This is a genomic window from Flavobacterium pectinovorum (assembly GCF_006438875.1).
In the GTDB taxonomy this organism is placed as follows: Bacteria; Bacteroidota; Bacteroidia; order Flavobacteriales; family Flavobacteriaceae; genus Flavobacterium; species Flavobacterium pectinovorum_A.
The window spans coordinates 1-13,984 of the sequence record NZ_RCZH01000035.1; the positions used below are offsets into that span (position 1 = coordinate 1).

Here is a 13,984-nt window from a genome sequence, read left to right on the forward strand (position 1 = left end):
CAATAAGTACGACAATTTAGGGCAATTGACAAGTAAAACAGTGGGGGGTAATGATGTAACCGGAGCCGTAGGATTACAAAAAATAGATTATAATTACAATATTAGAGGCTGGCTCACAGAGATTAATAAAACAGCCAATTTGCAACAAGGGTCAGATCCAAGAGATTTATTTGCTTTTAAAATCAATTATAATAAAGTAGAAGGAGATGCGAATTTCGCAAAGGCGCTTTATAATGGAAACATTGCTGAAACTTTTTGGAGTTCAGGTCTTGATGGACCAAATATCAGTCGGGGTTATGGATATCAGTATGATCAATTGAACCGCTTGAAAAATGCTTCTTACCAAGCTCCGTTACTAGCGGATAACCAGAATTATTTTGGTGAGAGTATGGATTATGATAAGAACGGAAATATTATCAAGTTACAGCGTAAGTATAGAACTGGTACATCGCTTAGTCCTTATGTTGGAGATTTAGATAATTTAGGGTATTTCTATAAGACAGACTCTAATCAGCTTATGAAAGTAACTGATGCTACCAACATACCCGGAGGGTTTATGGATGATAGCAATGGTACTAATGATACTGCTGATGACTACAATTATGACTTAAACGGAAACTTGATAAGAGATGACAATAAAGGCATTACTACTATTAGTTATAATCATCTTAATTTACCTCGGAAAATTACGTTTGGAACAAAAGGCAACATTGAGTATATTTACAACGCAGCAGGGCAAAAATTACAAAAAATTGTAATTGAAACTGGTAAACCTACAGTAACTACAGATTATTTAGGAGGATTTCAGTATGTAGGTACTAATTTAGAGTTTTTCCCAACAGCAGAAGGGTATGTTAAAAATACAAGTGGGAATCTTTCGTATGTATTTCAATACAAGGATCATTTAGGAAATGTGCGAGCAAATTATACTAAAAATAGTAGTAATGTTCTTGAAATTATTGACGAAAATAATTATTATCCTTTTGGTTTAGAACATGTTATTAGCTACATTAGTTTGCCACCAAGCAATAATAAATATAAGTACAATGACAAGGAGCTTCAAGACGAGCTGGGGCTTGGAATGTACGATTATGGTTTTAGAAATTACGACCCTGCACTTGGTCGTTGGATGAATATTGACCCATTAGCTGAGATTTCGAGGAAATTTAGTCCATATGCTTATGCCTTAGATAATCCTGTCTTTTTTAGTGACCCTGATGGAATGAGTGATTATAATTTTCAAACTGGACAATACGCAAGTGGTTCTTTTGAATCTGCCATGGCTAATCAAGGATTAAACACTGATGGAAGTGAAAAGAAAGAAAATAAAAAGACAGATGAAAATGCAACGGAAGGAATTGACCCTCCTGCTAAGGGACAAAAGGTCAATAATAGAGCATTTAAATCAGCTAGTGTATTTGCAGTTGCTTTAGCCGCTGATGACGTAACGGGAGTTGGAGCTTTAGATGATGTTTTAATACCAGTCGGATATGGTGTAGCATCAGGTGTATGGCTTTACGACAATAGAGTATTAGTTGCTAAACAAGCATATGAAATTAAGAAAATTTTAGATAAAACAATGAAACCTTCTGGTTTTACCTATGAATTAAGAGTTAATCAGTCAGGGGAATATCTTGATGTTCGAGGAAACAAAGTATCTTTGAACGCAGGGGATATATGGAAATATGGAGAAACAACAGGTACAAGATATTCTCAATCAGCACTTGATAAGATGGTGCCAGGTGGAGTAAAAATGTTTCCTATATTTTTTGGAAATCAAGTTGAAATAAAAGTGCAAGAAAAAATTATGATATATGCACATGCAATGTCACATGGAAGTTTGCCACCTGGAAATAAAATATTTAGATAAAAATTATGGAATTTAGTATAGGAACACAGTTTTCGAGAGAATTTAGCTTTGAAGACACAATAATAGTTGATGATTTAAAGAATACTTTAAATAAATATTTTGCTGAAAAGAAATATGATGCTAAAACACAAAAAATTTATTCTAGTTTTATTTGTGTATCCAAAGGATTTGAGCCTTTTTTTATGGTAAGACCTTTGAAAATATACAGAACAGAGCCAGCAATCGAATATGAGATAAAAATTGAATTTGAACCTTTCTTCAAGTCAAATACGGAAGAAAGAGTCAAAATATTAAAGCACGAATTTTTAAGTCAATCAAAAGTAATCCTTGATGACAAAAAGATGAAAACTTTTGATGTTAAAGAGTTTATAAATGATTTAGAAAAATGTCTTTTAAATTAAATCACCCTACTCGTATATGTGTAACGATAGGTCATAGTGTTGATTTGTAATCTGTATCTTCAAAGAGAATCAAAAAAGCCACTTCATTACGGAGTGGCTTTTGGTTTTTAGAGTTGCTACATTTTAGGTAATCCATCAGATGTGTTGATGAAATTTGAAAATATTCTACTCTTTTATAACAAATATTCGTTAATCCTGCTCCGCAGGATCAACGGATATTTACTTTTAAGGTTCTGTCAAATTTTTTAATTTTAAAATTGTTAATGCTGTTATTTGCACACCATCATAATCATTATATTTTTGTTGAGTATTCTGTTTATTAAAATAATTGACAAGCTCAGCCATTTCTATGTTGGAATTATCAATATCAGAAATAATTTTCAAAATATCTTCAACGTCAAACGATAATAGTGGTAATATTTCATACAAGCTTACAATTTCATCCAGCGCATATTTTGGTAATTCCACCGCTAGGGTTTCTGGTATCATTTCAACCAAATTAGCATCAGTTTGCAATGTCAATGCATCAACCTTAACATTGGTCTTAACACCATACTCTAATATAATGCGGTTCATGGTCTCAACTACCAAAGCATTGTCCTTACCTTCACAAAGTAAAGCATCATAAACGTATAGCACAGAAATGCCTTTAGCGCTCAAATCAGTGATTACATCGCTCATAACACTCACTTCCACGCCAAACATCTTTTGAGAGGTAATCTTGTGACCATGCTCGTTTTTGTCGTGATAGATTCTTGTCAGCATATCAGCCTCATTTTTGAAATAGAAGTCAAATAGCGGAGATTTTCTCATGTCATCCCATTTCATATTGAAAAAACTTAAGTGCCCAACCTTGACTTTTTTTAGGTCAATGCCTGTCTTTTCCGCCACTAATACGTGTGTGAGGTAAGTGAGCGAACCATTATACAGCTTGATGGCAATATTGGGATGCAGTGCGCTATAGTCGCATTCTACAAGCTTTTTGCCATCAACGGTAATCTGCTCCCGTATCCAAGCAGGCATCAGCGTGAAGCTATCCACAACACGACCACCGCTGTACATATCGCCTGCACTGGGAATCATAAAGCCACGAGAAGTAAGGAACTCAAAGAGTTTGATGTTATCCTCAACAAAGCTCCTGTTATCAGCATCTATCCAATACTCATTTACATGCTTGTTGCGCATGGTCAGGATTTTGCCTTTTTTGGTACAGCGACCGTCTTTGACCAATTGCTTGCCAATAATAAGCAGTTCTTCGCTGGTTGGCAAATCAATCTTTGGATACATTGCAATGAGGTTCGAGCAGATTGGATTTTGCATGGCTTCGCACCACTGCTTATAATACATCTTATTTCTGGTACGGATAATTCCTGTATCGTTGATGAAGTGCTCGACCAAACCCGCTTTTAGATAAATCTCGGTCAATCGGAACTTTTTGGACTGCACGCCAGCCTGATAGCTTCCATCAACTTCAATGAACGCTCCTTTGCTCGTTCCAGCAGTAAGCACCTCGATTATCTTGGTATATATAAAGGTATTGTCCGTATTTCGGCTTTGCTCATGCAGTAAAACTGAATTAAGCGGTTTCCATTTGGAATCTGTATAGTAGGTGCTTGCCAGATTAGAAAGGAACACCAGACACTTTTCTACAGCTGTATCAATATTAGGGTCAACAGCTTTAAGCATTGCTTTAGAAACGTATTTTCGCAGGTTGTACTGGGCTTTCTTTGGGATTAGGATAGAATTTACGTTTGGGAAACGCAGTGCTGATTCTGACAGCTTGTAATCGTTTTGGAGCAATTCAAAGTCTCCAGTATCGCCAGTAAAGGCAATGTAATTTTCATTTTTAAGGTTCATTGTGATATTCTCTTATTCTCTTTCCATCACTTGGATGGATTATTGTCTCTTAGATTGGCTTGGTAAGAGAAGCTGGGGCATGACTCCCAGCAACCAAGGTTTTAATGAGTTGTACTCTCAATTATTACTTTTCATAAATATACTTCAAATCAAAAATTTAGTCAAGAGTTTTGGATACCTAATTTTATAAAATAGTTGATATTAATTTGGTGTTCCACATTTTCAATAGCGCAAACTGCGCATACTCCTTTATAGCACAATATCCTTGTATCCCTTATTATTACTGGTATTATATAGATATTATTCTATAATATATTAAGTAACATATATGATATAGAGATTAAGAGATAGATAGAAAGAAATAGATAAATAAATAAAGAAATAGATAAAGTAATATATAAATAGAGTAATTTACTAATAGATTACTATAGTACTATACTTGTGTACTATCAACTCTTTATGTTCCTAAAACACTGCTATAACCGTTCCAAACTGAACAACACGAGCACGTAAGCATTGGAAAAGTTACCAATGGGTAAAATATCCTTCAACGACACGCCCTTCCCTCCGTATCCCCTGCAAGTTCTTGATTTTAAAGGGTTCAGTTACCCGCCCTGTTTTCGCCAATAGGTACACATTGATACCCGTAGCGATGGATATGTCCGTAAACTGCGCTATCAAAATTCAGAAAAAATTTCTGAGGGAAAAACGGAAAAAAATTTTTGATAAAAAATCTCCAAATGGATTTTGAACGATATTTATACTAAAGAGACCATGAGACTAGTAATCACCCTATCCCAACTAAAACAAGTACTTAAGACCCAAAATGTCAGATACCCGCTATCATTCAAAGCTGGCAATTTCACGAATAAGGAACTTGAAGAGTTTTCACGATTAATACAATCCAAAGAACGAGGCTAAAACCTCGTTTTTTTTGTGCTCCTCAAATTCAAAAAGTCTGTGAGCCCAGGAAAACCAGGATTTTTCTTGTTTAATCCAAAATAGACCTGGACATTTGTTTCACTTTCTACTAAACCTGAAAGTAACTCTGTAAACCCAATAAAATCAATGGTTTACATGTAAAGAGAAATCAACAGCATTCAGTTATATATATTAAGGTAGAAAAGTGAAACTTAAATCAAGCAAAATGGCATTAAAAGGACAAAAGACAACGAGTGATTTTTTAGAGTGGGACAAGATGCAGACTATCGTTTTGAAACTGGAGCGTGATAATGATTTGAAATTTGCGCTACTTATTGCAACGGGTTCTTACATTGGTCTGAGGATTTCAGACCTGCTTCAACTTCGTTGGAATCAAGTTTTGAATCAGGATTATTTCACGATTATCGAGAAGAAAACCAAGAAGACCCGCAAAATAACCATCAACCCAGAATTACAGATTATCCTGAACCGTTTGTTTGTTCAGCTCCAAGCCAATGAAAATGACTTGATGTTTGTGAACCGATTTGGCGATAAGCCATTCAGTATCCAATATGTGAACAGCAAAGGGAACAGGAGATAAGTAACCTATATTTGAGTATATAGCCAAAAAATTATTCGTAAAAATTTCATTGATTTTAATGATTTTTTTTAAGAAATATTCAAAAGCGTCAAAATTAAAACCATATAAATCTATATAAAATATATAATATTTTGATTTTCAGTACATTAAGTTTTTATATTCATATAAATCTATATGGGATTATTAATTCAATAATTGTAAGTTTTTACGCATTTTTGAGTTGTGTTTAATTTCTCTACCTTTGTAAAAGAAATCTAAAAGGAAAAGATTCTTGCAAGGAAAATTTCGCCATTCTAATAGCTAAAGAATGGAAAAAGAGCGAGTTGTAAAGCTGAACAACTTGCTCAAAAATCAAATTTATATTTCAGATTACAGGTTCGGTGCAATACCCGAAGCAGGATTCTTGTGCCCAAAAATTACGTGTTAAACCCTAAAAACTTAAAGCTTATGCAAAACTTAGAATCGCTGTTCAAGTCTTTTGAAACTGGTATCAGAAGCGTAAAAGCGACCAAGCCTAAAGACTATCTGAATAAGATAGGACTAGATTATGCGGAACTGAGAATAGGCTTTAATTCAGGACAGTTTCATCATAGAGAAACCCAAGAATCCAAAGATGAATTTGAAGCTTTGGGAGTGCTTAAAAAGAGCGATGCGGGTGTAAGAAAGGAAGACCTGACAGCCTATACCGTTTTTGGAAGATACGGACTGATTTTTCCATTGTTGAGTCAGAACAACGAGATTGTAAATTATTTTGCTTTACGCATCAAGCTCGAAACTCTAAAAGAAGAATACCTCAACAGCGAAGGCATTTATCCAGCTTATCCCAATGCTTTAACCAAACGGCTCTATATCGCTCCGACAGTTATTGACTGTGCAAGCCTGATTCAGTCCAAAGCACTGGAGAATAGGGATGCCGTGATTGCACTGCACAACGGAGCGTTATTGCCCCAGCATCTGGAAGCTATTAAAACCCTGCACGAATTGGAAGAAATAATAATCATTAAACGTTAAGCACATGCAAAATATAAGAACACAAATACAAAATATAAGACCAGAACTGCCCGTAAGCATGATTCAGCTCCCAGAGGGTCACAGCATGAATGATATGTGGATAAACTACGGAACCGATGGAATTCTGGAGCTTTTACAGAATCCAGAAGCAGAAAAAGCAGTCCAGTCACTTGAAATTCATAACGATTACAAAATCAGCTATAAAGGAAAAACAGGAATATTTTATGCCATTGGAAGCCTGCCAATGGATTTGGGGAACCTTAGAGTTTCATTACAGATTGTTGAAAAGGAGAGCCAGAAAAAACATCGAGTGAAAATAGACCTGTTTGATTTTACCAGTGTTGAGAACCAATGCAGGGAACTCAGCGAGAAACAAGGTTTTGACGGTAATTTGCTGGAAGCTGATTTGAAGCAGTTCACAGACCTGTTGGAAGATTATAGAGAAAACATCTTCAACGCTGAAATGAACCCCGTAACCGACCAATTTTCAGAAAAGGAACTTACGCCCCAAGCGCATGAAAAAGCGATAGAATTCCTTTCTAAGCCCCGTGTTTTAGAGCGTGTAGATAAACTGCTCGGACAAAGCGGAATTGTTGGAGAAGAAGACAACAGGCTTCTATTGTTTGTACTGGCATCCAGCTACAAAATGCCGTATCTGATGCATGGACTCGTACAGGGAAGTTCAGGAGAAGGCAAGTCACACCTCATCAACGCAATAGCAGACTGCATGCCACAGGAAGACGTAATGAACATGACCAGAATTACCAGCAAATCACTTTATCATTACAGAGATAAAGAACTGATGAACAAGCTTATCATTGTTCAGGATTTTGACGGATTGGATGATGAAGCGCAATTTGCATTCAGAGAAATGCAGACAGCTAGGTTTTTGACCAGTTCAACGGTGGTTAAGGATATGCAAGGCAATACCAGAGGAAAGATGAAAACGGTGCAGTCACATTTTGCCAGTCTTATCGCCACTACAAGAGCAGAGGTCTATTATGACAATATGAGCCGTTCGGTAATCTTGGGAGTAGATGAGAGTCTGGAGCAGACGCTTCGCATTATCAAGGCGCAGAACCTTAAAAACACTGGTCACAGTAGTACAGAAAGCGAACAGCAGGCAAAACAGCTCCTTAGAAATTGTATGAGAGTTTTAAAGAGTTATGAAGTGGTCAATCCTTTTGCCGATAAGCTCATGCTCCCGCTGGAGGCTAAAATGCTCCGAAGATTAAACAGCCAGTTTCAAAACTTTGTATCCCAGATAGCCATTTTAAACCAGTATCAACGAAAAAAAGACGATAAAGGAAGACTCATCGCTACCGAAGAAGATGTGAGAAAAGCCGTTGAGATATTCTTTAGTTCCATCATCATCAAAGTAGATGAACTCGATAAAAGTACCAGACAGTTTTTTGAAAATCTCAAAGGATTTGTCAGAAGCCAGCCAAACGGAACAACATACCGATTCACTACCCGTGAGATAAGGCAAGAGCTCAATATCAGTAAAACATCTGCTTTCAAATACATGCAGACCCTGCAGGAACTGGAATACATACAAGCTGTTGAAGGTTCCGCAAACAAAGGATTTAAGTACGTAGTGAGTTATTGGGACAATATGGAAAAGCTCAAAGCCAAGATAAAAACAGACATGGGAAGTCAGTTAGACCAGTTGAAAATCAGTTAAAAGAACACGTGAAGCCCTGTAATTACAATTGATATAACGCCAGTGTTCAAAGTTTTGCCCAGTGCGCCTAAGGAACATTTGTAAATGATGATTCTAAAACCAGAGAAAAGATGAAAAAAACAATAGAGACCCCAGCATTTCAAAATCTTTTAAATGAGTTTGACAGCTATGTAAAAGTGAAGAATTATAAACAGGGAAAAGGCACAATGTACCAGAATGCCGTATCGGAATTCCTTATCTGGCTGGAAGCATCTGGAATTACTGCTATCAAAACCGTAACAAGTAAAGAATCAGTAAGCTATTTTGAATATCTGATAAAAAGACCCAAACACCGAGGAAACGGAACACTGGCAGGAAAGACCATAAAATTTCATCTTTTTGCTTTAGGGCTCTTTGTTTTGAATCTGCTGGAGAACAGACATATTGAAAACGCATACTATATTCCAAGTTATTCAGGAGAAAACGGAAAAGCCCGAAATGCCCTGAGCGTTGATGAAATCAAAAATATATACCAGCATTGCGTAAGTGATTTACAGCGGGCTTTGTTATCAGTTGCTTATGGATGCGGACTTCGAAGGTCAGAGATTACAGCTCTGAATGTAAGGGATATAGAGTTATCAAAAGGTATTTTAATTGTCAGGAACGGAAAAGGAAGCAAAAGGCGTGAGGTTCCTATGAGTAATATGGTCGTGGAATATCTCAGAAAATACATAACCGAAGAACGTTACCATAAAGTAATAAGCAAAGATTTAATACAGGATGCACTTTTTATCCACGATAACGGAAAACCGATGAATGGCGAATACCTCAACAATACGTTAAAGAAAATGATTGAGCAAACCAATGATTATCAGCTTATACAGAAAGAGATAACGCTTCACTGCCTCAGACACAGCATTGCCAATCACTTAATGGAAAAGAACGCAGGAATAGATTTTATACGTGGATTTTTAGGTCACTCAGGAATCAATACAACTTATATCTATGCCGTTAAAAACAAGAGAAGAAAACCAGTTACCACTTTTTAATTAAACCAGCCTATGACTAAACTGACAATTGAAAACTACCTGCTTCAAGAGCAGAGCAAAGAGACCGTAAAGACTTATTTATTTGCCATTAATCACTTTTTAAAGCTGAACCCAAAAGCCAAACGATACAAATACAGGAATATCGTAGAGTACATGGAAGAAATTAGAAAGCAACAGCCCAATGCTAAATATCGGGTCGTTATCCTCTCGGCTATCAAGAAATACTACGATTTTCTTGTTATGAGCGGTTACAGAGAAGACCATCCGTGCAGGAAGCTCAATATCAAGGTTAACAGCAATCAGGCAGTTCAGGTTCAGGATTTGTTCAGCTCAGAAGAACTTCAATTGCTTTTGACCCGTGAGAATCGATACGAGAATTTGGACACCAGAAACAACGTTCTTTTGAATCTGCTGATTTACCAAGGTTTAACCAGTGACGAAATCATAAAGCTGAATGTTCAGGACATTGATTTGGACGCAGGAACAATTTATATCAAAGCATCCAGTAATTTGAACAGACGCAAATTATCATTGTTAGCCAAACAAATATTGCTGTTTTCCAAATATATCAATGAAGTCAGACCCAAAATGCTAAGAACTGCAACAGATAAACTGATTATAGGCAAACTGGGCAAGCCTATTACAGTTAACAGTATCCATGCAATGATTGAACCGTTAAAGCCCTTGTTTCCAGATAAGAACCTCAACCCCAGAACTATCCGAATGAGTGTTATCTGCAACTGGCTCAATGAGAAAAAACTGCTTTTGGAACACGTTCAGGAACTCGCAGGACATAAATGGCCTGGAACCACAGAGAAGTATATCAAAGCGGACAGCCTGCAACAGCGTGAACTGATAAATAAATACTTTCCGATTTGAATAAAAAAAGAGGGAAAAATCCCTCTTTAATCGATATTAATGTTATTTGCATTTGTCAATTTCAGCATCAACATAAGAACGCAGCTCGTCAACATAACTGTCTGGTAAATCGTTATCTTCTATTACATTTCGAACAACCTGCGGTACATATATTGCTTGGGTGCTCTCCACATAATAGAGTTCTTTTTCTCGTTTTGTTTCATTGCTGAATGATTTTGCAAATGCATATTGTTCACAATATTTCTGAACTATCGCTGTTTGCGCCCACGTTTTTAGCTCATCCATGCTTTTTGTTTTCGGATGGTCTTTGTCCCACTCTCTGTCATAGTGCCTGCTAAGCATATAGGCTCCTAGGCAAAGAAGCGTTACACCTACCAAAAATATTCTAACAAGAATTGTTAACGGTTTATTCATTTTTGTAGTTTTTAGTTGATTTTAAATTCAGGCAAATATATTAAAAATTCTATTTTATAGTGTACTAAATTATAGAGTACCACAAAAAAGACAAAATATTGAGATTTGGAGTATGAAAGATTCTACCCAAACAAACAATATAGAAGAACTTAATGCAATTGCATTGAGACTTAAAGAACTGAGAAAAGCAAAAGGATTTTCCAATTATGAGCATATTGCATTTGCTTTGGAAATGAGCCGTTCTGCTTACTGGAGATTAGAAACTGGAGCTAATTTTGAGTTGAAGACACTTATTAAAATTTGTAGAGTGCTGGAAATTAGTCTTGAAGAGTTTTTTAAAGGAATTGACCTGCCAAAATCAAAGATAAAAAGCTAAAAAAAATTATAAAACTGTCCTATTTGTATCCCCCGCCAATACTGGGAACTTTAAAAATTACAATAAAACTCTAAGTCATAACTGTTTGATTTAGAGTTTTTTGTTTTAGTATCTATCAAAATTTACTGTCCTATTTTATTTTAGACCCTAAAATTACCTTCGCAAAAGAAAGTTGAATGTTTCAACCTTCAATGATAGAATCATTTTTCAATTTGCAAACGATAATAAAATCAACGCTATGAATAATTTTACATTTTTTTTAGGTTTTATTCTGATAATAACCTCAATGTTTATGGCATTTCCAGAAAGAGCAAGAAAAGCTACTAAATGTCTAATCCAATTAGTCGGAGCTTTGTTTATCAGTAAAGCATTTCAAGCAATAACAGCTTATTTCAACCGAAATAAACCGTAATGATTATTTTTTATAAATGAAAAATATTACATTTGAATCGCTAGGATATAGAGAAAAGGACGTTCTTACTACATTATAGAAACTTTGCAGAACCTTATAAGTATAAGTACTGTAGAAGTAGAGTTTGCACCAGTAGAAAGTGTTGCACCTGAAATGAGTGTTGCGTTAGAAGGTATGACTGTAGAAGCTGTACCTAGAATTAGTATTTGGGAAACAGTTGGTAATTTTGTTGGCGATTTTGTTAGTAAGCTTGCAGAAGCCGTATCGAGTGGTTCTGATGTTAAGACTGACTTAGTTCCAAAAAATGCAATGGAAAAAGCTGTTGACAATGCTAAACCTGCTACTGCTGAGCCAACAGCAAGAGGTACTGCAGGAAACCTTGAAAAATCTGCTAGAGGAAAAGGTACTGTTGCTCCTGCTGATAGAGATAAACAAAGAGTTAAGACAGCGAAGGGAAAAGCAAAAGAAAGAGAAGAAAATGACAATAAGTGTGCGAACTGTGGTAATGAAACAAAAGCAGAAGATACAGAATCGCACCATTACCCTGACAGACATGCAGATGGTGGAAAAGAATCAGTTCCAGTTTGTAAAGATTGCCACGTTTATTTGCATAGTAAAGATTAAAAAGAAAAATAATGACAAGAAGCGAGTTTTTAAGTACTATTAAGAATAACATTCATGAAAATGATTACCATCTTACACTTGTAAATGGAGGACAACATCCAGAGTTTTCTTATTCTATTGGACTGACTGAAAAATTGGGTTTTGAACTAGTTATCGCTGGAGGATTTACTTCTGTAAAAGATAACGAATCAATATTTAGGTTTATATATAATCAGTTGAAATCAGGACATAAGATTGAATCCGAATTCAAACTATCTGAAAATAATGTTTATTATTTAAGTAAAGTGGATTCATCTTGGAGTAAAAAACTGATGATAGGTGTGTATGATTATTATAATTTAGATGAAATTACAGCTTATCAGATTATTTCCGTAAATAGAACAATGGATACACCATTAATGTCAGAAGTTAAAATAACAGATGACCCAATTTGGAAATGGTTAGATTTAGATTGGAATATCAATGTTCCTAAGAATTCTTATATAATTACTGATATTGATTCTCTACAAGGTAAAACAATAACTGAACTTACTAGAYGGGAAGAACATGTATGGGAAATGTTTTCACAACCAGGACCAGATGTAAAAGAAGAAGATATAAGAATAGTTTCATTGGGAACAATCTTAGGAATTGATAATACATTACAACCTATTGTAAATTTAGCTGTAGGTGAAGGTTTGTGGAGAGACAATAAAGATTCAGAATGGCAAAACTGGTAGAGTTTTAAGGTAATGTATCAGATGTGTTGGTGGTCATTTATTCCATCCAAAATTTACAGATTATCAAAGATTTATAGTAATATCGCATAAAAATTAAAACAACCTTCGGTTTGTCCAAAATCAAAAAAGCCACTTCATTACGGAGTGGCTTTTGGTTTTATAACTTATATATGGAACATCAAAGCTTAAGATTAGCACGTATTTGTTCCCAAGTTCCCGAAACAAACATAATCAGAATTTACGAACCCTCTCTCTCCTGTATCGGCTATTTCAATACTAAATTCCCTGATTTAAGTCTTCAAGTTACTTCCCCGTACTACAAATTGTACACATATTACAGTCAATATACTCGATGTGATAAACGAAAATTCTCTTAATTCTTGACTCAGATAAAACACAGTCTCATTTTGGAACACTTATTTTCCTAATCAAAAAAATATTTTTCAAAAAAAAAGTGCCAAAAGGCTACACTTTTGAAAGTTTGATAGTATTTATTGTAAAGATGCTTGATTAACCCCCTTGTATGGAGTTCCTGTATCTAAACAATAATGAGATACTAATCAACTATATAATGAAATATGAAAATTTAAAGAAATTTATAATCAGTACAAAATCAAGCAAAAGTACAATCTACAGATTCTATAAAAAGAATGAAGATTTATTTATAGAAACTAAACTAAGCAGTGGAAAGAGAATGTTCCCAGTAGACCACGCAAGATATTTTGATTCTGAAATCATGTTTGATGAGAATAAAATCCTGAGACAAGAAAATAAATCCATGAGGAACCTCATAGACTGTTTAGCAGATAAAGAGAGTTTTCAACATACGTTTTGGCAGATGGACTGGAGCTTTTTCTTCACGGTTGCCTATAAAGCAGACCGTCAGAAAATGAGCTGTTTTAAGCAGATGCATGGACTTTATGATTATCTGAATGAAAAATATCAGGATTCTACTGAATTGAGAATGTTTTTTACAACGGAACCGTTCACAAATAGAAAAGGTTTTCATAATCACTTTGTTGTACATATTGAAGATAAAAAGCTCCACGAGAAGATTATAAGTGATATTCAGGAGCATTTTAATTATGATAGAGTTGATGTAAGCATTTACGACCGTTATAAAGCAGGATTGTTCTACATGTCCAAAGCTGGTCTAAACGGTGAGGACTGGGATTTTATCAATAATA

General features: G+C 35.3%; 13 protein-coding genes. 11 read left to right on the forward strand and 2 right to left on the reverse strand.

Going from position 1 to position 13,984, the window contains the following annotated elements; all coding sequences use genetic code 11:
• Positions 1 to 1,870 (forward strand): RHS repeat domain-containing protein (locus EAH81_RS27010; RefSeq protein ID WP_140512085.1); only part of this gene is annotated, 1,870 nt, incomplete at its 5' end.
• Positions 1,871 to 1,875: 5 nt separating this feature from the next.
• The gene (locus EAH81_RS27015) at positions 1,876 to 2,271 is read left to right on the forward strand and encodes a hypothetical protein (RefSeq protein ID WP_140512086.1); all 396 of its coding nucleotides are present in this window, start codon (positions 1,876 to 1,878) and stop codon (positions 2,269 to 2,271) included.
• 225 nt (positions 2,272 to 2,496) lie between these two features.
• Here EAH81_RS27015 and EAH81_RS27020 read toward each other — a convergent pair whose 3' ends face one another.
• Positions 2,497 to 4,128 (reverse strand): hypothetical protein, encoded by a 1,632-nt coding sequence (locus tag EAH81_RS27020; RefSeq protein WP_140512087.1) that lies wholly within the window; start codon positions 4,126 to 4,128, stop codon positions 2,497 to 2,499.
• A 1,126-nt stretch (positions 4,129 to 5,254) separates the two neighbouring features.
• On the opposite strand from EAH81_RS27020, the gene EAH81_RS27025 reads away from it, so the two are divergent.
• From EAH81_RS27025 to EAH81_RS27045, 5 genes are all read left to right on the forward strand, one after another.
• On the forward strand, positions 5,255 to 5,650 hold the full coding sequence (locus EAH81_RS27025; protein WP_241676669.1) for a tyrosine-type recombinase/integrase: 396 nt from the start codon (positions 5,255 to 5,257) through the stop codon (positions 5,648 to 5,650).
• A 447-nt stretch (positions 5,651 to 6,097) separates the two neighbouring features.
• Positions 6,098 to 6,661 carry a hypothetical protein gene (locus EAH81_RS27030; RefSeq protein ID WP_140512088.1) on the forward strand — a complete coding sequence of 188 codons (564 nt, stop codon included), beginning with the start codon at positions 6,098 to 6,100 and terminating at the stop codon, positions 6,659 to 6,661.
• Between the two features lie 4 nt (positions 6,662 to 6,665).
• Positions 6,666 to 8,345, forward strand: coding sequence for a hypothetical protein (locus EAH81_RS27035; RefSeq protein WP_140512089.1), 1,680 nt, complete (start codon positions 6,666 to 6,668; stop codon positions 8,343 to 8,345).
• Between the two features lie 110 nt (positions 8,346 to 8,455).
• Positions 8,456 to 9,373 carry a tyrosine-type recombinase/integrase gene (locus EAH81_RS27040; RefSeq protein ID WP_140512090.1) on the forward strand — a complete coding sequence of 306 codons (918 nt, stop codon included), beginning with the start codon at positions 8,456 to 8,458 and terminating at the stop codon, positions 9,371 to 9,373.
• A gap of 12 nt (positions 9,374 to 9,385) precedes the next feature.
• Complete coding sequence (locus EAH81_RS27045) at positions 9,386 to 10,252, forward strand: tyrosine-type recombinase/integrase (RefSeq protein ID WP_140512091.1); 867 nt, start codon at positions 9,386 to 9,388, stop codon at positions 10,250 to 10,252.
• 42 nt (positions 10,253 to 10,294) lie between these two features.
• Here EAH81_RS27045 and EAH81_RS27050 read toward each other — a convergent pair whose 3' ends face one another.
• Entirely contained in the window at positions 10,295 to 10,666 is a 372-nt protein-coding gene (locus EAH81_RS27050; protein WP_140512092.1) for a hypothetical protein, read from the reverse strand.
• A gap of 112 nt (positions 10,667 to 10,778) precedes the next feature.
• Here EAH81_RS27050 and EAH81_RS27055 point away from each other — a divergent pair, with 112 nt between their 5' ends.
• From EAH81_RS27055 to EAH81_RS27070, 4 genes are all read left to right on the forward strand, one after another.
• A complete protein-coding gene (locus tag EAH81_RS27055) occupies positions 10,779 to 11,042 on the forward strand; it encodes a helix-turn-helix domain-containing protein (protein WP_140512093.1) in 264 nt (87 codons plus the stop codon).
• 496 nt (positions 11,043 to 11,538) lie between these two features.
• Positions 11,539 to 12,078 carry an HNH endonuclease signature motif containing protein gene (locus EAH81_RS27060; protein WP_140512094.1) on the forward strand — a complete coding sequence of 180 codons (540 nt, stop codon included), beginning with the start codon at positions 11,539 to 11,541 and terminating at the stop codon, positions 12,076 to 12,078.
• Between the two features lie 11 nt (positions 12,079 to 12,089).
• Complete coding sequence (locus EAH81_RS27065) at positions 12,090 to 12,797, forward strand: DUF4262 domain-containing protein (protein ID WP_140512095.1); 708 nt, start codon at positions 12,090 to 12,092, stop codon at positions 12,795 to 12,797.
• Positions 12,798 to 13,368: 571 nt separating this feature from the next.
• Positions 13,369 to 13,984, forward strand: a 616-nt coding sequence (locus EAH81_RS27070) for a hypothetical protein (RefSeq protein ID WP_140512096.1), incomplete at its 3' end; no start/stop codon positions are given.

Excerpts from the sequence above, each read along its gene's own strand:
- EAH81_RS27015 (WP_140512086.1), top strand. The coding sequence starts at position 1,876 with ATGGAATTTAGTATAGGAACACAGTTTTCGAGAGAATTTAGCTTTGAA.
- EAH81_RS27020 (WP_140512087.1), bottom strand. The coding sequence starts at position 4,128 with ATGAACCTTAAAAATGAAAATTACATTGCCTTTACTGGCGATACTGGA.
- EAH81_RS27030 (WP_140512088.1), top strand. The coding sequence starts at position 6,098 with ATGCAAAACTTAGAATCGCTGTTCAAGTCTTTTGAAACTGGTATCAGA.
- EAH81_RS27035 (WP_140512089.1), top strand. The coding sequence starts at position 6,666 with ATGCAAAATATAAGAACACAAATACAAAATATAAGACCAGAACTGCCC.
- EAH81_RS27040 (WP_140512090.1), top strand. The coding sequence starts at position 8,456 with ATGAAAAAAACAATAGAGACCCCAGCATTTCAAAATCTTTTAAATGAG.
- EAH81_RS27045 (WP_140512091.1), top strand. The coding sequence starts at position 9,386 with ATGACTAAACTGACAATTGAAAACTACCTGCTTCAAGAGCAGAGCAAA.
- EAH81_RS27050 (WP_140512092.1), bottom strand. The coding sequence starts at position 10,666 with ATGAATAAACCGTTAACAATTCTTGTTAGAATATTTTTGGTAGGTGTA.
- EAH81_RS27055 (WP_140512093.1), top strand. The coding sequence starts at position 10,779 with ATGAAAGATTCTACCCAAACAAACAATATAGAAGAACTTAATGCAATT.